The sequence below is a fragment of the Candidatus Moraniibacteriota bacterium genome (assembly GCA_028688415.1).
In the GTDB taxonomy this organism is placed as follows: Bacteria; Patescibacteriota; Minisyncoccia; order Moranbacterales; family UBA1568; genus UBA1568.
Window position 1 is genome coordinate 568,169 of the sequence record JAQTYF010000001.1, and the last position, 21,114, is coordinate 589,282.

The following is a 21,114-nucleotide window of genomic DNA, read 5'->3' on the forward strand; positions in this document are numbered from 1 at the left end:
GAGGGTATACTGAATACATACATAATATACACGCTCTATGAACCGTTTTCGTCCACTTTTATTCTGGATTTTTGTTTTCATGTTCTTCTCTACTACGAGTAGCGTGCTTTTCTACACCTTTGGTTATCGATTCAATTTTGATCGAGGTATATTCATCTACACTGGTTCCATCTCGATCAAAGCAGTGCCAGAGAAAGTAGATATCACTGTCGATGATGAATTCATTCCGGAGAAAAAACTCGGCATTCTCAATCGTTCTATCCATATCGGAGGCCTCATGCCAGGAGAACACTTCATCCGAGTATCTGCTCCGGGATACACCTCATGGACCAAGAAAGTCACTGTGCAAAGCGGACTTTCAGTAGAATTCTGGAATGTACTTCTCACAAAAGAAAATATCGTTCCCGAAAGAATACCTAGTACCGCATACGTCACAAAAATATTTCAATCACGTGAAAAAGGCATTTTTGCTCTCACCAAAAAACAAGGGGATATTTTTTCAGTAGATATCTTTGATACAGACACCAACACGAGCGAACAAGTCCTCTCGCTCGCTCATACGACCCTCCCTCTCGACATCTCTCTCAATATCGAATGGTCACCGGATAATACGCACATTCTCGTTCCGACAGAGAAAGATGGCATCGTCACCTATCTCATTGTCAATATCAAAACGAAACAAGTTGTGTCTCTCAATGATCTCACAGAGGGAGAAACGATTCATACTCTTCACAATCCTCGTTGGGATCCTGCTAATCGTGATTATATTCTTTACACCGAAGAGTTGTCACTTTATCGCGTAAATATCGCCACGACCGAAACCTTGCCACTTCTTATTCAAAAGGGTATCCGCGCATACAATTTTTCTGGTCAAAATATCTATTATTTGAACAATGAGAACGGTATTATTTATCGTATATCGAGTAATCTCATTCCTACCGAACCACTTCAAATAACCACTCTCTCACTCGATCTTCTTGATCAAAGCCCTTACACCCTCATTCTCTACGATGAAACAAGAATCGCTGTACAAGAGAACGCTACAGGAAAACTTTGGCTCTACAACACGATTCGTCCCGGCGAAACTTTTCTGAAAGAAATTGCTAAAAAAGATATTCGTGGAGTCCAGTTTTCTGACGATGGAAAGAAACTCCTTTTCTTCTCGGAGAATGAAATCGCTGTATATTTCGTACGTAACTGGGAAGTACAGCCAATACGGGAATACAATACTATTTTACAAATAGCACGCTTCTCAAATCCAATACGCAATATTGTCTGGGGAGCAGATTATGAGCACGTTTTGTTCTCGCTTGGTAATACTGCCAAAATGATTGAACTCGATAATCGGGATCAAAGAAACATCGCTGACATTATTACCTTCCCGACTCTCATACGTCAGATGCTTTCATATACTGAGGATAATTTTCTGTATTTTGTTTCAGATATCGATGGAAATACAGAGACACTGAGCCGTATCCCAATCACAGAAAAAACAGGAATACTTGGGTTCTAATCCATCCCTCATTAATATTTTTTCATACTCTTATGGTTTTTCATGAACAACCCTCTCCAAAACCTCTCTCTCAAAAAGAAGGAAAGTCTCTCGAAGGGTCCCCTAATCCAGAACTTGCCGAGCAACAGCTCTGTTCCGGTTTTGATACTATTTTAGAAAATTTGAAAAAGCATCCGGATCTCCTCCAAGCACAGATTGAGAGACTCAAATCTCTTCCTGATAACAACAATATTCTCGGAAAATTTATTCCCTATTTCACAGAGGCACACTGGGAAACCACAGCCGTACTCGAAGCATATGACAAACCGACGTTCGATCATTCTCTTCGAGTCGCTTCTTTCGTCTACAATCTGACGAGTGGTGGCGGTGAGACAGAAGCCTACATTAGAAATCGTGTCGATATGGAAGAGAGCTCTCTCGAAGAACTCTTCACTGCCGCCCTTTTCCATGATATCGGAAAAACAGCCATCCCTCATTCTCTCCTCCATGACAATCATTCGAGACGAGAATGGGCAAGAAGAGCGAATGAGTGGGCCAAAAAGAATGATAGTGAACACTATTTTGATCCCCTGAAAGTAGAAGAATCAAGCGAAGTGGATCTGGATCATTATTTCATGCAAGTCTATACAGAAGACGCTCTTGATCCGATCAATATCGTTCCAATCGAAGAAGTATTCAATTCCGAAACTCTTACCGAACTCAGTCGCCACGGTATTTCTCTTCAAGATACTTTCCGTAAAGTCCTCGAATGTCATGAGAAGGCTACCAAGGCCATCCTACGACGTCAGAAGATGTATGTCGCGTCTGATATCGCTTCACATCATCATGATTACGAGAAGCGACCAATCAGACTCGAACGCTATCAAACAGAAGTCTCTGCTGTCCGTCTCGGATTCGAGCTCTCTCTCCTCCGATCGATGGATCTTTTCGATGCTCTCACCTCAGACGATCGATCCTACAAAAACCCTTACCACCCCCTCCTCGCTCTCGAAATCCTCATTCGAGAAGCAGAAGCGGAGTTCACCGAACCCGAACTCACGAAATACGTCGTGCGTGATCTCTATGCAAAAATCCAATCTACAGAAAAAAACGAAACTCTTTCTCCTGCCGAAACGCGAGCTCAAGAAAAAATACAAACATTCATTGCTTAGAAAAAGAAAAAACCGCGTAGTGAGTGTCTCACATACGCGGTCTCTATCATCCAGACAAATTGCTCTAGACGATGCGCCCGTTCCTTCGACACTCTTCGAAAAGCGTGTCAATAAACTTGGGCTGTGGGACGATTTCTGTGTCCCGGTGATCAATAAATCTATTGATCTTTAACGCCTGCAACCCTAGTGTGAGTTGTCTCGCATCGTGTCCTGCAATAAGGAACAGGACTGACGTCACGGGCCGGATAACCTGCTTGATCTCAGGAAACCAAGCAGGAGTGACCGCATGCTCCAACGTTTTGAACGACTGAGCTATGATGTCATCATAACTCGTTTGGTATGCATGATGAGCTTCACATGCACGTTGGTGGAGATCTGAAATCTCCTCGTACGTACATCCCCATCTGCCACAATGCACCGAAGAGAGTGCAATCGCAGCCGCAGCTATTTCCCCTACACCAAACTTTCCTCCCGTTGTCACGTGCAACAGGGAGAACGGAAACTGCCTGAAATGCCCCAACAGTTTCTGCTCTTTAATCTTTAACCTCATTGTTTCTCCTTTTTTTTAAAAACACACAAACCACAAAATTTGTGCACGAACTTTATTGATAGGATCATCAATAATTATGTATTATACACCTTTTTATCAATCAAGTCAATACTCCGACTGCTTGAAACACCTCAGATAAAGCAAAAAAATATAAATTTCTCTCAATTACAAGAGTCCTATTTCTGTCATCCCCGAGAAGTCGGTGGTCCAGGAATATAGTTTATAGAAAGTCTAGATTCCCGTCTTCACGGGAATGACAACTAAAAAAATTAATTCTTAGAAAGAAAAAACCGCCCCGGAAAGGGCGGTATATATTCGATGGATTTACCACCGTCGCTCGCGAGCGACGTGGCTAGCGTTTTGCCCACTGTGGAGAACGACGAGCTTTCTTGAGTCCTGGTTTCTTACGTTCGACAGCACGAGCATCACGAGTGAGCATACCAGCAGATTTGAGCACCGCACGGAGCAAAATATCGTGTTTGATGAGGCAACGGGCCACACCGAGCTTGATCGCATCAGCCTGACCATGGAGACCTCCACCACGGACGACAACTGACATTCTGAAGGCAGTTTCGAGACCAGTCAGTTTCAGAGGAGAGAGGGCTATCGTTTCGAGAGCTGGAGTACCAAAATATTCACGAATCTTCTTATCATTGACGATGACAGATTCTGTCTCTGTGCTCGGATAGAGACGTACTTGTGCGATAGCTGTCTTGCGACGACCAACAGCATATACATAACGCTCTTCCGTAGTCTTCTTCTCCTTCACAACTTTTGGAACAGCTGGAACAGTAGCGACCTTTTTCTTGGCTACCACTTTTTTGACAACTTTTTTAGGAGCGTCTTTTTTCTCTTCTTTTGCAGTTGTTGCTTTCGTTACCATATACGTTTATTCGTGAGTCACGTGAATAATCTTCTCTTCATGTTCGCCACCCTTGTTGATATGGAGTCTGCGAAGCATTTTTCCTCGTAAAGCATTCTTCGGGAGCATATTGTACACTGCTTGCCAGAGAATTTTTCGAGAATCTTTTTTCATTTGGTCTTCGAAATTAATCGAAGTGATACCTCCAGGATATCCACTGAAACGATGGTACATCTTGTCAGTATTTTTCTTCCCCGTAACGACGAGACCATCGGAGTTGATAATGATAACAAAATCTCCTCCATCGATATGTGGAGCGTACCCTACTTTGTGCTTGCCCATAAGCAGGCGAGCGATTTGCGTCGACAAACGACCGAGCACCTTGTCCTTTGCATCAAACAGGTGGTATTTACGATCAATCATTGTTCTTTTATTCTGTGCCATACGTTTCGTTTATACAAACTCAATAATTGCTATTTCTGCACTATCACTCTTGCGTCGCTCGAGCTTCACTACCCGAGTGTATCCACTGACGCGTTCTTCAAAACGAGCACTGAAATCACCGAGTAATTTCTTGGATGCCATCTCTGGAATAAGACCCTGGAACTCACGGATGATAGCTGTTCGACGAGCAGGATCACGTCGCCCTACTTTGGCTTTATTCACGATTTGGTCAATAAAATTTTTGATTTCTTTGGCCTTCGCTTCTGTAGTAGTGATGCGTTCACGAAGAATAAGACTCCCTAACAAGGTCTTGATCAATGCTCTTCGTTGATTTCGTCCGCGACTGAGTACGCGTCCTGAATGTCTGTGTTTCATAATTCTTTACTCACAAAGGGATCATTTATGCTTCTTTCTCCTCTTTTTTCTTCTTGGATACCTTCTTTGCTTTCTTTTGAACAACTTCCTCTACGACAGCTTCTTTGATTTCCGGTACATCCCCTTCTGTTCCTGTCAGGGAAGAGAACTGGGAAACGAGAATGGCAACACTTTTTTCGAAGGATTCCACTGGAGACATACTGCCGTCAGTAATGATTTCAATCGTTACTTTGTCATAATCTGTACGCTTACCGACACGCATGTTTTCTATTTCATAATTCACACGCTTTACAGGAGTGAAGATAGAATCAATAGCGATAACGCCGATTTCACGATCTTCTTGTTCACGATTTTCAGCAGGAACATAACCAATACCGTTCTCGACTTCTATTTCCATATCGAGCTCGGTTTTCTTGTCAGTGATAGTAGCAATAATATGATCTCCATTTACTACTTCGACATCAGAAGTCGTCTTGAACTGTGATGCGGTGACAACACCTTCTCCTTTGGTTTTGAGACTGATTTTGACAGTCTCTGTGCCATGAAGACGAAAACGAATCTGTTTCAAATTCAAAATGATCTGTACAACATCTTCCATCACACCTGGAATTGTAGAAAATTCATGAGAAACACCCTTGATTTTCACAGATTTTGCAGCAGCACCTTCCAAAGAAGAAAGGAGTACGCGACGAAGGGCATTACCAACAGTAGTACCATATCCAGGATAGCATCCGAGGATTTCAATCTTTCCATGATTGACTCCGATGGCTGTGTACTTCGGCTTTTGAGGGGAAGTGATGATTTGCATACGGCTTTGATGGTTTCGGATGGACTGTCGGACCTGATCGCTATGGACCGTTCACCGGAAACACTAATGATTAGAAATAAATGAAAGAGATTTACTTGGAATAATATTCGACGACCATCTGAGCATCGACACGGACACCGACATCTTGAGGTGAAGGCATCGAGATCATTTTTCCAGATTGCTTGGCAACATTGAGCTCCAACCAATGTGGAACATCTTTCTTATTTTTGAGAATTTCTTCCTGATTTTTGAAAAATTGCTTTTCTTTCTTATTCTGCTTCAGTTCAATCATATCTCCTACGCGGACTTCGTATGAAGCAATATTGATACGTGTACCATTGACAGAAAACATTTTGTGACTGACGAGTTGTTTGGCTTGTGCACGAGAAGCAGCGAATCCGAGACGATACACGACATTGTCCAAACGACGTTCGAGTCGAGATACCAGCTGATCACCAGTGATGCCAGGCGTGTTGCGAACTTCATCGAAATGATGTCGGAATTGTCGTTCCATTACACCGTACAAACGCTTGATTTTCTGTTTCATTGCCAACTGTTTTCCGAATTCGCTTCCGCCACGAGACGGGTTATGACCATGCACACCAGGAGCGTACGGACGACGTACCATCGCACATTTTGGCGACAAACAACGATCTCCTTTGAGAAAGAGTTTTTCGCCAGCACGGCGACAGAGTTTACACTTGGAATCAATATTATTTGGCATAGTTCATTTTCACTAACTTATACGAGACTAACTAAATACGGCGAGGACGGCGAGGACGACAACCATTGTGAGGGATAGCAGTCAGATCTTTGATACCGACGAGATTGAAACCGTTGTTTGACAGAGCTCGGATAGAAGCTTCTCGTCCACTTCCTACTCCTTTGACAAATACTTCCAGTTCTTGAATGCCATATTTCTTCACTTTTTCAGTCACATCTGCAACAACCTGTGTCGCTGCGTACGGAGTAGACTTCTTAGCACCTTTGAAACTCATATGTCCTGAGCTGGACCAACCCAAAACAGCACCGTTCAAATCAGAAATGGTAATAATAGTATTGTTGTAGGTGCACTGGATATTGACTCGGCCTTTCAAAACTTGACGCTTTGATTTCTTGACCTTCTTTGCTGTTTCCACTTCTGTTTTTTCAGTAGAAACTCCAGTGTCTTCGATTTTCTTTACTTCTTCCATAATTATCTCTCTTGTAGGTTTTAGCTTATGAACTCACGGGGCAACTTTTATGTCTTGTCAGATGATTTCTTGCGACCGCTACCCATTGTTTTACGGGTATTACCGCGTACGGTTCGGGTATTTGTCTTTGTTCGTTGACCGCGAGATGGCAATCCTTTTGTATGTCGAGTGCCACGATAACAACCAATTTCTTTCAGACGTTTGATATTTCCTCTGACAACGTGACGAAGCTCACCTTCTACACGAAACTTTTTTTCGATTACTTCTCGGAGACGATTGGCATCTTCGGAAGAAACGTCTTTGGTACGAGTATTCACATCAATTGAGAGTTCTTCGAGGATCTTCTGACTCGTAGAAAGACCTATACCGAAAACATACGTCAATGCGATTTCTATTCTTTTGTTATCTGGAATGTTGATTCCGGCAATTCTTATCATAGTACTCTCAGTTGTAGGTTTTTAGCTTATATGTCTTACGACGACTCGATACTTAATTTATCTTCTCTGCAAACTTGTCAAAAGACTTATCCTTGGCGTTGTTTGTGTTTTGGAGTCACACAAATAACGAACACCTTTCCTCGGCGTTTTACAATTTTGCAGTGAGCACAAATTTTTTTTACTGAAGCTCTTACTTTCATAGATTCTTTTCAACTTTTTCAAAAATACGATTATTTATTGCGCAGTATGATTCTTCCTTTACTCAAATCATATGGGCTCATTTCGAGCGTAACACGATCACCTGGCAAAAGACGAATATAGTGGACACGCATACGGCCAGAGATGTGGGCGAGGACTTCATGACCATTATCGAGGCGAACACGAAATGTCGTACTCGGTAAAGTTTCCAAAACTTCTCCTTCGACTTTGATCAACTCCTTGTTGTTTCCCATATATTACTCTCTACTATAAAACGCAAAAATTCAAAAGATATACTTTCTTTCACTACGAAAAAAGAGGATATTTTACTTCGGAGAAAAGACCTTTATTCATAAAGATTATGACCAAAGCAAAACCTCTCTTCTGAATCTCTACAATTTTTCAAAATGTAGTCTTATTGTAGCAGGTATCGTATTCTTGTCAACCCCGCACCTAACTCCCGAACCGCCGTCCACGAGACGTGTAGTCAGTCAGAGCATCCCGTAGACAGGATTCATCGAAATCTGGGTAATATTTCTCCGAAAAAAAGAATTGGGTATTCGCGATATCCCACATCATAAACCCTGCCGAAAGATGAGGTTCTCCTCCTGTACGGATGAGCAGATCTACTGGTGGCAGATCCCTTGTCAGCAAAGCATTCTTGAGAGATTCTCGCGTTATCTCGGTGTCTTTCGACTGACTCAGAGTTTTCACTGCGTTTAGCATCTCATCATCTCCACTATAAGCAAGGAGAAAATTGAGAAAATGCTTGTTATAGTTTTTTGTTGCATCGATACACTCGTAGAGAATCTTCTTGAGAGAAGAAGGAAACTGCTCTTCCCACCGTCCTATAAAACGAATTTTTACCTCATCTTTATGGATATCATCACTCTCAAGCAATTCTTTGAAGTATGTCTCATAAATTCGGAGAAGCGCTTTGCTTTCCAGTACTGGCCTTTTCACAAGATTCTCGAGAGAAGATCCCCAAAACGTCATCTCCTGTATACCAAGACGTTTGGCTTCGCGAATCAGTCTTTCAGTGTTCTTTGCTCCGGCCTCGTGTCCTTCCCACGGTTCCAGACCACGTTCCGTTGCCCAACGTCTATTTCCATCAGGAATAATCACCATGTGACGAGGAAGATACTGACTTTCTCCTATTGTATTTGTTGCTTTGAGATTCATATATTCACCATACTTGTTATCCAAAATTCTTTCAAGAAGCCTATTATTTCGCCTCTAATATTCACGTTTCATCATATACTCAGCGACTGAAGAAAGAAAGTCGTACGCTCGAGGATTGAGCAATGCTTCTATATTCTTCAGTGCTTGCTTGCTTTCATCGATATACGCGGAAGCGAGCTCTTTCGTTCCTTGGAGTGCTCCTGTGGATTCAATAAGGGACTGGAATTCCTGACAATCTCTTTCGGTCAATTGTTCTCCGAGTCCGAGTATCTCAGTGATACGTTTTCGTTCATCAAGTGTCCCATCACGGAGAGCACGAGACACGAGCAAGGTGATTTTTCCTTCAGAGATATCTGATCCTATAGGCTTACCGAGACGTTTCGCATCTCCGAATATCCCCAATATATCGTCTTGAATCTGAAACGCGATGCCGAGAGGAAGGGCGTATGCTGAGAATCCTTCGAGAAGCTCTTTGGATGCTCCAGCGAGAAGAGCGCCGAGATAGAGTGGCCCTTCGATAGTATACTTTGCTGTTTTATTCCGATACATCGAAAGGATTTCCATTTCACTTGCCTTGCCCATATATTCTATATAGATATCTTTCATTTGTCCGATGGCAGTAAAAGAAACGATTTCTTGCAATTTCGAAAGAGCACGGAATTTCTGTTCAAGAGGAAAAGAAGAAGAAAAGATTATATCATTTCCAAAGGCACCGAGAATATCACCAATAACGATAGAAATAGATTCTCCAAAGTGTCGCGTATCTTTGTTTGCGAACAGTGATTTCCCGATATCGGTGTAGTGACGATGAATAGTCGCTATGCCGTGTCGGGTGTCATCGTTGTCGATGATATCGTCGTGAACAAGGAGGAATGCATGTACCAACTCTATACTCATCGAAGTGGTCAATATAGCCTCCTCATCTTTCCCTCCAGCTCCGATATATCCATAATACATAAAAGCGGCTCGCAATCGCTTGCCACCAGCCAAAACGAATTTCCGAGAATATCGCAGGGCATCAGTGATGAAAACATCTTCTTTTTCCGCTGTTTCGATAGCCCTGTCAAAATACGCCCCAATTTTCGGATCAAGACGTTCTTTGAAAACCTTTAATTCATTCTCTATCTGCATATATTCCCCTTTTAGAGATAGTCAAACACGCTTGAAAGTATATCAAGAAAGAAAACCAAAAACAAGGGAAAAGTCTTCCACTCTCATTTGAAGTACAATCCTCTTTTCTTTTTCAATAACCAAAAGAATTTTTCAGCATCCTTTCCACACTGACTGAGCAAGAGCTCTCAGATCGAAAAAAGAAGTTATGATTGTGTAGATTGGGGACTACTTTTTTCGTAACACTGAAAGCTCTTGTGAGAGGTGGAACGATGATGAAAAATTGGCTTTTGGTTGTTGGATAGAAATATCCCTTCTATATGAGAGGTTACTTGTGAGAAAAAGATTTGAAAAAAGATACTAAAATTGCAAAAAGTCTTTATATTTCTTGTAGAGCTCATGCGTCGCTCGTACATCGCGAGCGTTATATCGTGCGATGTCTGATGATCTTCCATTTTCAAACAGTGTTTTCACATCATCACCATCGACTCCCTGTATTTTCGGACTCTCGATGTCGAAAGCTCGACACCAGAGATGGAGGCTCCCCTTCTTTCTCATCGCGCCGTAAAATGTCAATTGATCAAAGAGGTCTATATGATGTGCTCCTCTCGCCTGAGAATTCAGATACCGATTCGAGAGCAGATTTTTTGTCGGACGAATACCGTGTATAGCAGAACGCACCATGAGGAACGGCACATCGAACTGTCGACCATTGAATGTGACGAACGTATCGTACTTTCCAGCGATCTCCCAGAATCTCTGGAGCATTTCTTTTTCTGTCATCACGGTACACTTGCACTCTCCTTCTTCGAAACTTTCTTCTACCTTCACTGATGAAGATTCAAAATATACCGCACTTTTTTCACGCTCACTATCATAAATACCGATAGCAACTATACGCCCTGTCAAAGGTGAGAATCCCATACCATTTTTCAGATCCGTCAATGCTCCGGCATATTCAGTCTCATTTTCTGATTCTCGTTTGATCCAACGAGTGAGTGCTTCCTGACTCGTCTCATCGAGCGTGTCAAAATCTTCTCCAACGGTTTCAATATCGAAAATGAGGGTGTGCATACGCTTTCTTATAGTGGGTGTGTACGATTTCTGAAGGCGAGAAATGATTGAACGAGATTACTCATATCCTTTTCCTCTATAATTGCTTCGCTCTCATGTGTTTCGATATATGTGTTGAGAGCCTGCATACCCTCCTTACTTTCATACCATTCTTCGAAAAGTGCTCCGTATTCCTCTACTTTTTTTTCCTGTTCTGATTCTGGAACCGTTTCTTCATCAGGATGGGTATTTCTGTAATCCAATGAAGCAAAATAATACTGCACCAGATTCTTTGCTAAGAGGAATCTTTCTGCCCTTTCTTGTTCTTGCTCTTTCGATGGGAGAACGTACTCTGGATGTTCGAGGATATTCATAATAATTGTTTCTTTATCATTATCTCACCCATATTGTAGCATAAAAAAACAGGGCCCGTGGTGCATTTGCACTCGGTACCCTTTTGAACAAAAAACTCAAGAGACGCCGTACTGCTCCCGGTAAGCAAGTATCTTCCTGAGTGCCTCAAATGGCGGTTCTGCGTTATTGTTGATGTCGCTTGGATCGTAGGAATCACAGTAGCACTGCAAAACCCCAATGAGATCAGAGAGTGTCGCAGCAGCACGAACAGGAATGCCGTAATTCTGTTCAAATTCCTGCACGGCCGACAAATTACCGTCTTTACTTCGTTCCTGCCGATCGAATGCAATCACACAACCGATAGGAGTACCACCATTGACACGAATAATTTCGACCGCTTCCCCAGAAGATGTTCCCGTCGTCATGACATCGTCGACGACAAGGACTTTTTTTCCTTGAAGCGATGTGCTACCGACAACAATACCACCTTCGCCATGGTCTTTTTCTTCCTTGCGGTTAAAGGCGTACTCAATACTGTTGCCGAGAGTCGCCGCAACGGCAGCGACCAATGGAATGCCCTTATATGCTGGGCCGAAAATGACATCCGGACGACCATACTTGAGTTCGTCCTTATAGACATTGACAGCATACGCTTTGGCAAGTTCAGAGAGGGTGCCTCCGGTATTAAACAAACCAGAGTTGAAGAAGTAGGGCGAGGACCGCCCACTCTTCAGTTTGCGCCCCTCCGGAACCAACTCCAGAGCCCTGATGCGTAACGCGTAAGAAACGAATTCTTCAGCGGATGGGATAAGAGATTCTATCATGATAAGTCTTCTTTCTCTCGCGATGCGAGTTGGTTGGTTGAAATTCAAAATGGATACTTGCCAGCCCGTTTGAGACCAGCGTTCAGATCATCGCGTGAAAACTCGGCAGACTTCGCAGCTGCTTGTGCGAAATATTTCGAATCACAAGCAAATTGCCCCTTTGCCCAAGCGCCGGTCACACCACGTGATGAATTGATAACAGCACCAAAGCCATCGTCGTTGAACAGCGCTGCGCAGTCATTCGCCGTAGCGCCCTGACCACCATAACCCGGGCCAAGAAACAGTCCTTTCGGAAGAATTCTTCGCATTTTGACTGCGTCTTCAGGAAAAGTCGCTCCCATGACAACGCCCAAATTGCGATAGCCGTTCTGGCCCTCTGTACCTTCGCCCCACACACTAACGAGCTTGGCCAGCTCTTCCCAAACGGTAAAACAACTCTGTGTCACCAATTGCTCAACCGCAGAGTTAGGTGCAAACGATGTCTTGTCGACAACAAAAGCGCCCGTGCCATGAGTCTTGATTTGATTCACAAAATGCAGAACGCCAGCTTCGCCAATGTACCCGGCGCCAACAGTCACAGCATCAGCACGAATTGAGGTTTCTTTTATTTCCCCATCGAAAAATGGGATTCCACCAATGTGTGCGCCCGCGTAGGCCTTTGCTGTTTCTCCGCCGTCAGTGCACTTAGCATCGTTGATGACGAGAAGGCCCTTGCTGTGAGCATAGGCGATAGTCGCCTCGAATGCCCAAGACAAAAAATGGCTGCCGGTGTAAAAAGCCAATTGCGGTTTCACGGCGACAGCAAATGGTTCAATGGCGTCGATGATTGCCACATTGGAATCATAGTACAAGTGCCCAAGAGCCTCCCATGTTTTCTCATGTTTGGCAACCACGACATCAACAAGATGCAATGGCATGAATTGAAACTGGGGATCGAGCCCGACGCAAAGTACGCTTTTTTTCGCAATCATTGCGGCTTGAAGCCGATCCACAAAAGTCGACGATTTGATATTCATTTTTAAATCTCCAGTTGTTAAGTTTACAAAAAATCAGCTCAAAGCTGATGTTACAGCATACAAATCTTCCCCGCTTTTGTCAAACGGGGAAATGGCCTCAAAAAGAGAAAATCCCCTACCAACAGGCGGAGAATTTTTACTAGACATGTGCCAAGCCCTGCCTGTCGGCAGACAGGAGTTGGCGTACTTTATGTCTTCAACTTCGTTGTAGCCCTAAGGGGAATCGGACCCCTGTTACCAGGATGAGAACCTGGTGTCCTAACCATTAGACGATAGGGCCGTAAAGAAACTTTTCCATAATAACTATGGAAAACCTTCTTAGCAGGAGCGGTAGGAATCGAACCTACGCAAGCGGATTTGGAGGCCGCTGTACTACCATTATACGACGCTCCCGTGCCTTTTTTCTGAAAATTCAACAAACAAAAAACAGTTAACCATTTAACAAAAAGCAGATACTATCATTCTATCGTGCTTACTGTTTTTTGTTAACTGTTGCTTGATTATTTGCTCTCAGCGTGAGGAGTGTTCTTCTTACAAAAACGACAATATTTCGAAAGAGCAAGCTTTTCTTTCACCTTTTTCTTATTGCGCTTGGTGTAATGTGTGATACGACTACACAGAGAACACTTCAGTTTTACCATGGTATCTTTTATCTGTCCCATAACACTCTTCTTTACTAGCTATTTACAAAGCCTTTCTACTCTACCTGAAAGAAGGCTATTCGTCAACCTGAGCCGTTGATCGGGATTGAACCGATGACCTCGTCATTACCAATGACGTGCTCTACCAACTGAGCTACAACGGCATACTTTCAAAGCACTTTGTATAGACTATCAAGAAATGTGTGCTCTGGCAAGAAAAATCTTATGGACGAAGAGATTAATTCAGTTGTTTCATTCAGAGAAATATAGAAACTGATAATAAGTGTTTGAAAAAGAAAAAGGCCGATGAATGATATCATACGGCCTCAAGGCGAGTTTTCGCATGAAGGGAACAAGTGACGTCTACGCGTCATTGAAGCATTGCCAGAACTCCTGGCGGGTCTTGACCGGCTTCACGACTTCCGCGGAGTTGTGATCAAAGAGAAACAGAGCGAATGCATGATTCGGAAAACCCTGTCTCATCCAGTACTCGGCCGCTTCAGGAGATTTTTGCTGAAGCGCTTCGATTGCGTGCGTCTGGAGCACGATGTAGCCGGGGTAGTCCAGGACTTCAAGTCCCGTCTCCACATCATGCATCGTGTCACCTGCGTTTGATGGCACTCCGTCGTGTGAAAACAGACACGGCACCTCGACCCCGATCCACTGCTCACGGATCTGGAGTGGTGCTCCCCCGCGTGGGACGGAAATGAAGCGGATCGTCCCCAGATCTTCCATTTGAATTTGGCGCATGAAAAAACCTCTCATTCCAGAACACATGCCAACACAGGCAAGATGTAATAAGATAATCACGAATAAGACTAAGAGTCAATGGTCCATTCGAATCCTATCCTAAATAACAAAAACGAGGATTTTTAACCCATCATTATATATTATGGGATTCAGTCACAAATATTTTTCTTGCCGTCGCACTTCTCGAAAGCCAAACAAATTTGAAGAGGGATTCCTCCTCCACCATCGCTGTGCCGGAGGCACCGCGACTCCTCCAGAGCCTGGGTTTTTCAAAAGCCAAGCATATTTAGATTCGGTCACAAATATTTTTCCTGACGGAAAAATTTCGCGTCCCCGTCTCACGGTATTCGCCTTGCTCTGCGAGCAAACTCATACATCGTTCCGACTTTCTCATCCCTCTCGAAAGCCAAGTAGTTGGCTTTCTCCTGCCAAAAATAAAAAAACTTCCTTTCGGAAGTTATTTTATTTTGTGGGCAGGGAGGGATTCGAACCCCCGAAGGCCGAAGCCGACAGATTTACAGTCTGTTGTAATAGACCACTCTACCACCTACCCATACCATATCTCTTGTCCTTCTTTTGAGCCACCTGTCAGACTTGAACTGACGACCCACGGTTTACAAAACCGTCGCTCTACCAACTGAGCTAAGGTGGCATCTCCTCTCTAAAACTCTACTCTGTAATCACATTTTTCCCACTTCATCTACCAACCCCGCCTGCATCGCTATGCGAAGCATTGCGGGCAGGTAAGCTAAGGTGGCATTTCATTATTCTACTTCTTTTTTTCTTCCGAGACAAGTATAGCTTCTATACTTCTTTCTGAAGGAGAATTTTTTCCAAACGACGAATCTTGATTTTTGCCATGCGTTGGACAGGACTCAGTCGGAGCACTTGTCGGTAGCATTCTTTAGCATCTTTGATATTACCAATCTCGAGATAATAATCCCCGAGTTCTTCATACGCACTGAAGTCTTTTGGATTCACAGCGATATGTGCAATCAGGGTTTCTTCTTGTGCGACACTGACAGATTTTTTCTTGACAGATATTCTCTCAGGACGAACCATTGCCTCACTCACCATTGGGCGAAGAGCATCTTGTTCTTGTTCCTGTTCTACTGGAGCACTCAGCTGTATGTCCTTCACAACATCTGATTGCACATCGAGAGAAACTCTGGTATTTTCCTGTTTTTCAAAAATACGAAAACGTTCAACTCGAGATCGTCTAATCACTGGGATTTCCGTATCATTTGTCTCGATCGTATCCCCACTACCATCGGATACTTCTTCTTGTACCGATATTGGTTTCTGAAAATGTTTCTGCTTTTCTTTCAGAGACTGCGTCATATCACTTAGTGTATTGTGCATTCGAAGAGACATCACTTTGAAGCGATAGGTCATTTTTTCTAATAGATGTAGAGAAAAATGTTTTGTTCGAGAAAAAGCAATCTGCTCTCCTGCGGTACTTTCTAACTGAGAAATTTTGTCCACTACTACAGGATCAACACCCTTTCGAGAAAGATACCACAATGCAAACAGTACACTCAGCACGATGACAATTGGAGGGACAATGAGATACCACATGAGAATTGAAGGACGAGGAGACGAGTTAAAGATTTTCAACGAGGAAAGAGATGCGTATCTTGTATTCTTTTAGACAAAAAAGAGGTCAAACGAAACATTATATTTCATATCGAACAAAACCACCTATCTGAATATTTTCCCCTATCTTATGGATTTTTTCAGTGAGCAATTCTCCGACGGTTTTGGTACTATCTTTGATGAACACCTGGGTCAACAGTGCGTTTTCACTGCGGAATTTTGTTTCTTTACCCATCATAATCTTTTCCATCATTTCCTGTGGTTTGTTTTCTTTGATGAGCTGTTCTTTCCAGATATCACGTTCTTTCTTCACGAGTTCTTCCAGAACTTCTTCTGGTTTCACATACTGTGGAGCGGCGGCGGCGATATGCATAGCGATATCATGACCCAACGAAAGGAATTCTTCATTGATAGCGACAAAATCTGTCTCGCAATACAATTTAAGAAGTACTCCGATACGATTATTGGAATGAATATAAGAAATCACAATACCTTCGTGAGCTTCACGATCACTCTTGCCTTGTGCCTTTGATTGACCGCGTTTTCGAAGGAGAACAACTGCTTGTTCTTCATCGCCTTTTGCTTCATCCAGAGCTTTTTTTACATCGACAACACCTGCACCAGTCATTTCACGCAAGCGTTTTACTTGTTCCATTACACCCATAATTTTAGATGTTATTTTTGAGTTATTTCATTCTCAAAAAAAGAGTGTACTTTTTCTTGAGACATACAAGAATCATCTTGTTGCGATTATGCCACTTGTGATTGAACAGATCCTTTGACCATGTTTTTTGCCAATGCACTTTTTTCTTTTGTTTCGATCACCATCTTGCCAAGATAACCAAGCAAAATACGGAGAGAAGAAAGAGCATCATCATTTCCTGGAATAGGATAATCAACAAAACTCGGATCGGTATTTGTATCGACGATACCAATCACAGGAATATTCATTTTTCGAGCTTCAAAGATAACCAAAGACGCTTCTTTGACATCAGCAATGACAATAGCCCCAGGCAACTGCCCCATACGCTTGATACCTCCGACTTTCTTCTCAAGCTTTTCAACTTCTTCATTTTTCTTTGCTTGTTCAAATTTGGTATATTTCTTGAAAGCACCCTGTTCCAACTTCTCATGAGTGTCATTCAAATATTTGGCACGAGAATTGATGCAAGAAAAGTTCGTGAGCGTACCTCCCAACCAACGATCGATCACATAGGATTCACCTAATCGAGTAGCGAGAGATTTCACTGTATCCTGAGTCTGGGTCTTCATCCCAACAAAAAGAATCGGTTTACCACTCTTGACCACTCCACTCAAAAATGTCCCTGCCGACTGAAGTTTCTCAGCAGTTCTCTCGAGATTGACGATATTGATATTCTTGCGCGTCGTATAGATGTATTCTTCCATCTTCGGATGACGGCGAGATTTCAAATGTCCGAAATGGACACCTGCCTTGAGCAAATCTTCCAAACTCACGCTCACTTTCGAAAAATCAAATGAAGCGAAATAGGATTCACTTACTTGCTTTTCTGTCTCTTTCTTTACAACAACTGTACCTGTCTCTGCTATAGCCGTTTCCGACATAATATTACTTCCTTAAGAAATTAAGCTCTTCACAGAAAAGTGAAGATGCACATTTTGCTCACATGAGCCACCTATTTTCTCTTTTCTAAGCCTTGAAAGCACTGTAAGAACAGGCCAGGAACAGGCTCTTTGAGAAAATATGTCTGATTTTGTACTCCTGTTCGAAGAACAAGAGGAAAATACAGTTAGTATCGTATCAGAAGAAAAGCATTCTGACAACCCCCTTCTTTGGGGCTTGCCAATTCTACGAGCTCGTGATACACTCTTCCTACAACGCTCCATACGTAAATTTTATGCTGTTTTTATGAAACAAGGAATACACCCAAACTATTTTGAAACCGCCACTATTACTTGCTCTTGCGGAGCAGTACTCGAGACTGGTTCAACAACAGAAACGATGCACACAGAAATCTGTTCACAGTGCCATCCTTTTTATACTGGAAAAAAGAAGTTTATCGATGCTACAGGACGAGTTGATCGTTTCAAAAAACTTTCTCTCAAATCAGAAGAAAAACAAGCTCTCCGTCTCAAAGCTTCCAAAGCAAAAAAGGCAGAAACTCCTAAGAAAAAGAAAGAAGTTGCCGAAAAATAGCGTTCCTGGCGCTTCATTTGTGTTCCTTACTTTCTCTTCTTAACATGTGAAGCGTCATTTGATCCCATATCCGTTCTGCAATCAGTAGAAAAGAAATGGGATTTTTGCTTTTTTTACCGTATATGTTAGGCTTCAAGAAAGAAAACTATGGAAAATCTCTTTCACGGAATTGAAAATGAATATCAGGAAATAATGACGCTTCTCAGTGCGCCAGAAATTTTACATGACCAAAAAAAATATGCTGTTCTCGGAAGAAGAAAAACTGAACTCGAAATTATTATTGGTCATATCACCCGTCTCCGTATCATAGAGAAGAATATGCGAGAGAATGCTGAACTCACACAGGGAGAAGATGATGCTGAACTCAAAGAAATGGCAATGAATGAGAATCTCGACCTTTCAGTTGAAAAAACAAAGCTCGAAGAAACACTCAAAAAACTCCTTCTCCCAAGAGACCCTTCGGATGAAAAAGATGTCATTGTAGAGATCCGTGGTGGTGCTGGAGGAGATGAATCAAGTCTCTTTGCTTCCGAACTCTTCCGTATGTATTCGCACTACACAGAGAAACAGGGTTGGAGAATTGTCATGCTCCATTCTAATCAGACAGAGGTAGGTGGATTCAAAGAAGTAGTTTTTGAAATCAATCGTGGTTCGAGTGATATGCCTGTATATCAGAAAATGAAATACGAATCTGGAGTGCATCGAGTGCAACGCATCCCAGAAACAGAAAAATCTGGACGAATCCATACCTCGACTGCAACGGTCGTTGTTCTTCCGCAAGTCGAAGAAGTAGAAGTGGTTATTCGCAATGAAGATCTCCGTATTGATACATTTTGTTCATCTGGTCCTGGTGGACAATCCGTCAATACAACCTACAGTGCTGTTCGTATCACTCATCTCCCTACAAATACCGTTGTTTCTTGTCAGGATGAGAAATCTCAAATCAAAAATAAAGAGAAGGCTCTCAAAGTCCTCCGTTCTCGCCTCTTTCAGCTTGAAGAAGACAAACAAAATCAAGCACTCGGGAATGCTCGTCGTACACAAATCGGCACAGGTGATCGAAGCGAAAAAATCCGTACATACAATTTCCCACAAGATCGAATTACCGATCATCGAATAAAGATGTCTTGGAGTAATATTCCTCAGGTTCTCAGTGGAAACTTTGAACCAATTATCAATGCTCTCGAAACAGAAGATATGAGACTCAAACTCGAACAACAATCAGCCAACAACCAGTAATCACAAAACGTAAAATCTCAAAAAATTTTCAGAAGACCTGATGATAAAGTTTTATCATCGTTTGATGAAAAATATTTGAGATTTTTTTTCAGAAAATATGACTATCAAAGAATTACAAAATGAATTTCTCTCTGCTGAGAAGAAATATATTGATCCTATTGATTTTTTTCTCTTGATCGCTCATACGCTCAAGAAAGAAAAAATATTTATTCTTACTCATCCTGAATATGAAATAAATTCATCGGAAGAAAAAAATATCAGAAACAACATACTCCGTAGAATACAACACGAACCCATAGCGTACATTACTGGATCCAAAGAATTCTATGGCTATGATTTTACTGTTACAAAAGATACTCTCATACCGCGACCAGAAACAGAACAGATAGTTGAGTTAGTTATTGAATCAGTTCATAATCAACAATTAACAGAAAACAAGGAACAGAAAATTGCCATTATCGATATTGGTACAGGAAGCGGAAACATTATTATTTCCATCGTAAAGGAAATAAAAAAACAATTCACCTCGTCTGTTTCAAATATATCCTTTTATGCTCTTGATATCTCTCTCCCTGCCCTTGTTGTCGCGAAAGAAAATGCGAAGAAACACGCTGTCGAGAACAATATAGAATTTTATACGAGTGATCTCCTCGAAGGAATGAAAGAAAAAATCCCTCAAACAGATATTCTCATTATCACTGCCAACCTCCCCTATGTCTCACATACTTTGTATGAGAATACGCCACCAGACGTACATAACTTTGAACCAATGACCGCGCTTATAAGCGAAGAAGACGGTCTCGCTCATTATCATCGTCTCTTGAAAAAAATCAAACAACTCTCTTATACGAAACAATCTTTTTTTCTTTTATTGGAGATGAGTCCTGAACAGTCGCTTCCTCTCTCACGTTTTATTTCCGATCTCTTTCCTCAAGCAACCGTACACATACACCAAGATCTTGCACAAAAAGATCGTATTGTTTCTATTATTCTCTCGCGTCTATAAAATTTCCTTATTATAAGCTACACCACAAAAAAACAAAAACTCCGATAAACGGAGTTTTTGTTTTTTGAACCAAAAGAAATGGAACAGAAAAACGATTATCGTTTCTTTGTTACTTTCTTAGCGGCCTTCTTGACTACTTTTTTTACAGCTTTTTTTGTAACTTTCTTAGCTACTTTTTTTACAGCTTTTTTTGTAACTTTCTTAGCTACTTTTTTTACAGCTTTTTTTACTGTTTTCTTTTTTGCTACTGCCATAGTACTCACCTCCTTCTAACCACTCTTCTTTTGTTTCATATGTTTATGAAACAGAAAAAAGAAATATGGAATTATTTATTTTTGTTTCACACAATAATTTTTGTGCGTATTACAGAAAATTATTTCTGCATACTTTTATTATACTCTTTTTTTAGAAATTGCAAAGGAAAAAAATATCTGTCAACCCCCTCATTCTCTTTTTTTGTAAAAATAATTTTTTATTTTTTCTTATAAAAATATTTCTTCTTTTATTCTGAAAAAATAAAAGAGAAAAATATTCATTCAATTATAAAAAAGAGTACACACTCATAAAAATAAAAAGAAGAAAAATAATTACCAAGAAAAATATTTTTCTATATTATCTTCCCTTTTATTACGCCAA

Annotated in this window: 26 protein-coding genes, 5 tRNA genes and 1 pseudogene; 5 read left to right on the top strand and 27 right to left on the bottom strand. The window is 41.7% G+C overall.

All coding sequences use genetic code 11. The features are described from left to right. Positions 1 to 37 precede the first annotated feature (37 nt). Both PHH40_02770 and PHH40_02775 read left to right on the top strand, forming a co-directional pair. Positions 38 to 1,513, top strand: a complete 1,476-nt coding sequence (locus PHH40_02770) for a PEGA domain-containing protein (protein ID MDD2766663.1) — start codon at positions 38 to 40, stop codon at positions 1,511 to 1,513. Between the two features lie 32 nt (positions 1,514 to 1,545). Next, positions 1,546 to 2,664, top strand: coding sequence for an HD domain-containing protein (locus tag PHH40_02775; GenBank protein ID MDD2766664.1), 1,119 nt, complete (start codon positions 1,546 to 1,548; stop codon positions 2,662 to 2,664). A gap of 64 nt (positions 2,665 to 2,728) precedes the next feature. Here the strand turns inward: PHH40_02775 and PHH40_02780 are convergent, their stop codons facing one another. From PHH40_02780 to rpsB, 26 genes are all read right to left on the bottom strand, one after another. Further along, positions 2,729 to 3,151, bottom strand: coding sequence for a hypothetical protein (locus tag PHH40_02780; protein MDD2766665.1), 423 nt, complete (start codon positions 3,149 to 3,151; stop codon positions 2,729 to 2,731). Between the two features lie 415 nt (positions 3,152 to 3,566). Further along, the gene (gene rpsI / locus PHH40_02785; protein MDD2766666.1) at positions 3,567 to 3,983 is read right to left on the bottom strand and encodes a 30S ribosomal protein S9; all 417 of its coding nucleotides are present in this window, start codon (positions 3,981 to 3,983) and stop codon (positions 3,567 to 3,569) included. A 120-nt stretch (positions 3,984 to 4,103) separates the two neighbouring features. Next, positions 4,104 to 4,520 (bottom strand): 50S ribosomal protein L13, encoded by a 417-nt coding sequence (rplM, locus tag PHH40_02790; GenBank protein MDD2766667.1) that lies wholly within the window; start codon positions 4,518 to 4,520, stop codon positions 4,104 to 4,106. Between the two features lie 9 nt (positions 4,521 to 4,529). After that, positions 4,530 to 4,895 carry a 50S ribosomal protein L17 gene (rplQ, locus tag PHH40_02795; protein MDD2766668.1) on the bottom strand — a complete coding sequence of 122 codons (366 nt, stop codon included), beginning with the start codon at positions 4,893 to 4,895 and terminating at the stop codon, positions 4,530 to 4,532. Between the two features lie 25 nt (positions 4,896 to 4,920). Further along, the gene (rpoA, locus tag PHH40_02800) at positions 4,921 to 5,703 is read right to left on the bottom strand and encodes a DNA-directed RNA polymerase subunit alpha (protein MDD2766669.1); all 783 of its coding nucleotides are present in this window, start codon (positions 5,701 to 5,703) and stop codon (positions 4,921 to 4,923) included. A 91-nt stretch (positions 5,704 to 5,794) separates the two neighbouring features. Further along, entirely contained in the window at positions 5,795 to 6,427 is a 633-nt protein-coding gene (gene rpsD / locus PHH40_02805) for a 30S ribosomal protein S4 (protein ID MDD2766670.1), read from the bottom strand. 31 nt (positions 6,428 to 6,458) lie between these two features. Continuing rightward, positions 6,459 to 6,842, bottom strand: coding sequence for a 30S ribosomal protein S11 (rpsK, locus tag PHH40_02810; GenBank protein MDD2766671.1), 384 nt, complete (start codon positions 6,840 to 6,842; stop codon positions 6,459 to 6,461). Between the two features lie 101 nt (positions 6,843 to 6,943). Next, positions 6,944 to 7,333, bottom strand: coding sequence for a 30S ribosomal protein S13 (gene rpsM / locus PHH40_02815; protein MDD2766672.1), 390 nt, complete (start codon positions 7,331 to 7,333; stop codon positions 6,944 to 6,946). A gap of 86 nt (positions 7,334 to 7,419) precedes the next feature. Then, entirely contained in the window at positions 7,420 to 7,533 is a 114-nt protein-coding gene (rpmJ, locus tag PHH40_02820) for a 50S ribosomal protein L36 (GenBank protein ID MDD2766673.1), read from the bottom strand. Positions 7,534 to 7,563: 30 nt separating this feature from the next. After that, complete coding sequence (infA, locus tag PHH40_02825) at positions 7,564 to 7,785, bottom strand: translation initiation factor IF-1 (protein ID MDD2766674.1); 222 nt, start codon at positions 7,783 to 7,785, stop codon at positions 7,564 to 7,566. Between the two features lie 199 nt (positions 7,786 to 7,984). After that, positions 7,985 to 8,713 (bottom strand): polyprenyl diphosphate synthase, encoded by a 729-nt coding sequence (gene uppS / locus PHH40_02830; GenBank protein MDD2766675.1) that lies wholly within the window; start codon positions 8,711 to 8,713, stop codon positions 7,985 to 7,987. A gap of 54 nt (positions 8,714 to 8,767) precedes the next feature. After that, on the bottom strand, positions 8,768 to 9,844 hold the full coding sequence (locus tag PHH40_02835; protein ID MDD2766676.1) for a polyprenyl synthetase family protein: 1,077 nt from the start codon (positions 9,842 to 9,844) through the stop codon (positions 8,768 to 8,770). A 339-nt stretch (positions 9,845 to 10,183) separates the two neighbouring features. Next, positions 10,184 to 10,897 carry a ribonuclease H-like domain-containing protein gene (locus PHH40_02840; protein MDD2766677.1) on the bottom strand — a complete coding sequence of 238 codons (714 nt, stop codon included), beginning with the start codon at positions 10,895 to 10,897 and terminating at the stop codon, positions 10,184 to 10,186. Between the two features lie 8 nt (positions 10,898 to 10,905). After that, positions 10,906 to 11,250, bottom strand: coding sequence for a hypothetical protein (locus PHH40_02845; protein MDD2766678.1), 345 nt, complete (start codon positions 11,248 to 11,250; stop codon positions 10,906 to 10,908). A 96-nt stretch (positions 11,251 to 11,346) separates the two neighbouring features. Further along, complete coding sequence (pyrE, locus tag PHH40_02850; GenBank protein ID MDD2766679.1) at positions 11,347 to 12,054, bottom strand: orotate phosphoribosyltransferase; 708 nt, start codon at positions 12,052 to 12,054, stop codon at positions 11,347 to 11,349. Positions 12,055 to 12,098: 44 nt separating this feature from the next. Continuing rightward, entirely contained in the window at positions 12,099 to 13,025 is a 927-nt protein-coding gene (gene pyrF / locus PHH40_02855) for an orotidine-5'-phosphate decarboxylase (protein ID MDD2766680.1), read from the bottom strand. A gap of 253 nt (positions 13,026 to 13,278) precedes the next feature. Then, positions 13,279 to 13,350, bottom strand: a tRNA-Glu gene (locus tag PHH40_02860). A gap of 42 nt (positions 13,351 to 13,392) precedes the next feature. After that, positions 13,393 to 13,463 (bottom strand) — tRNA-Trp (locus PHH40_02865). A gap of 107 nt (positions 13,464 to 13,570) precedes the next feature. After that, positions 13,571 to 13,723 carry a 50S ribosomal protein L33 gene (gene rpmG, locus PHH40_02870; protein ID MDD2766681.1) on the bottom strand — a complete coding sequence of 51 codons (153 nt, stop codon included), beginning with the start codon at positions 13,721 to 13,723 and terminating at the stop codon, positions 13,571 to 13,573. Between the two features lie 79 nt (positions 13,724 to 13,802). Beyond that, positions 13,803 to 13,875, bottom strand: a tRNA-Thr gene (locus tag PHH40_02875). Positions 13,876 to 14,074: 199 nt separating this feature from the next. Continuing rightward, positions 14,075 to 14,446 carry a hypothetical protein gene (locus PHH40_02880; GenBank protein ID MDD2766682.1) on the bottom strand — a complete coding sequence of 124 codons (372 nt, stop codon included), beginning with the start codon at positions 14,444 to 14,446 and terminating at the stop codon, positions 14,075 to 14,077. A gap of 485 nt (positions 14,447 to 14,931) precedes the next feature. Then, a tRNA-Tyr gene (locus PHH40_02885) sits at positions 14,932 to 15,014 on the bottom strand. 26 nt (positions 15,015 to 15,040) lie between these two features. Further along, positions 15,041 to 15,113: transfer RNA gene (locus PHH40_02890), tRNA-Thr, on the bottom strand. 152 nt (positions 15,114 to 15,265) lie between these two features. Next, entirely contained in the window at positions 15,266 to 16,039 is a 774-nt protein-coding gene (locus tag PHH40_02895; GenBank protein MDD2766683.1) for a tetratricopeptide repeat protein, read from the bottom strand. Positions 16,040 to 16,136: 97 nt separating this feature from the next. After that, a complete protein-coding gene (locus PHH40_02900; protein MDD2766684.1) occupies positions 16,137 to 16,721 on the bottom strand; it encodes a translation elongation factor Ts in 585 nt (194 codons plus the stop codon). A gap of 86 nt (positions 16,722 to 16,807) precedes the next feature. After that, positions 16,808 to 17,641: a 30S ribosomal protein S2 gene (rpsB, locus tag PHH40_02905; protein ID MDD2766685.1), complete on the bottom strand. Its 834-nt coding sequence runs from the start codon at positions 17,639 to 17,641 to the stop codon at positions 16,808 to 16,810. 304 nt (positions 17,642 to 17,945) lie between these two features. Here rpsB and rpmE point away from each other — a divergent pair. From rpmE to prmC, 3 genes and pseudogenes are all read left to right on the top strand, one after another. Beyond that, positions 17,946 to 18,152: pseudogene (rpmE, locus tag PHH40_02910) on the top strand (50S ribosomal protein L31). A 228-nt stretch (positions 18,153 to 18,380) separates the two neighbouring features. Continuing rightward, positions 18,381 to 19,472, top strand: a complete 1,092-nt coding sequence (gene prfA / locus PHH40_02915; protein ID MDD2766686.1) for a peptide chain release factor 1 — start codon at positions 18,381 to 18,383, stop codon at positions 19,470 to 19,472. 97 nt (positions 19,473 to 19,569) lie between these two features. Beyond that, positions 19,570 to 20,478 carry a peptide chain release factor N(5)-glutamine methyltransferase gene (prmC, locus tag PHH40_02920; GenBank protein MDD2766687.1) on the top strand — a complete coding sequence of 303 codons (909 nt, stop codon included), beginning with the start codon at positions 19,570 to 19,572 and terminating at the stop codon, positions 20,476 to 20,478. 95 nt (positions 20,479 to 20,573) lie between these two features. Here the strand turns inward: prmC and PHH40_02925 are convergent, their stop codons facing one another. Then, on the bottom strand, positions 20,574 to 20,732 hold the full coding sequence (locus PHH40_02925; GenBank protein ID MDD2766688.1) for a hypothetical protein: 159 nt from the start codon (positions 20,730 to 20,732) through the stop codon (positions 20,574 to 20,576). Between the last annotated feature and the right edge of the window lie 382 nt (positions 20,733 to 21,114).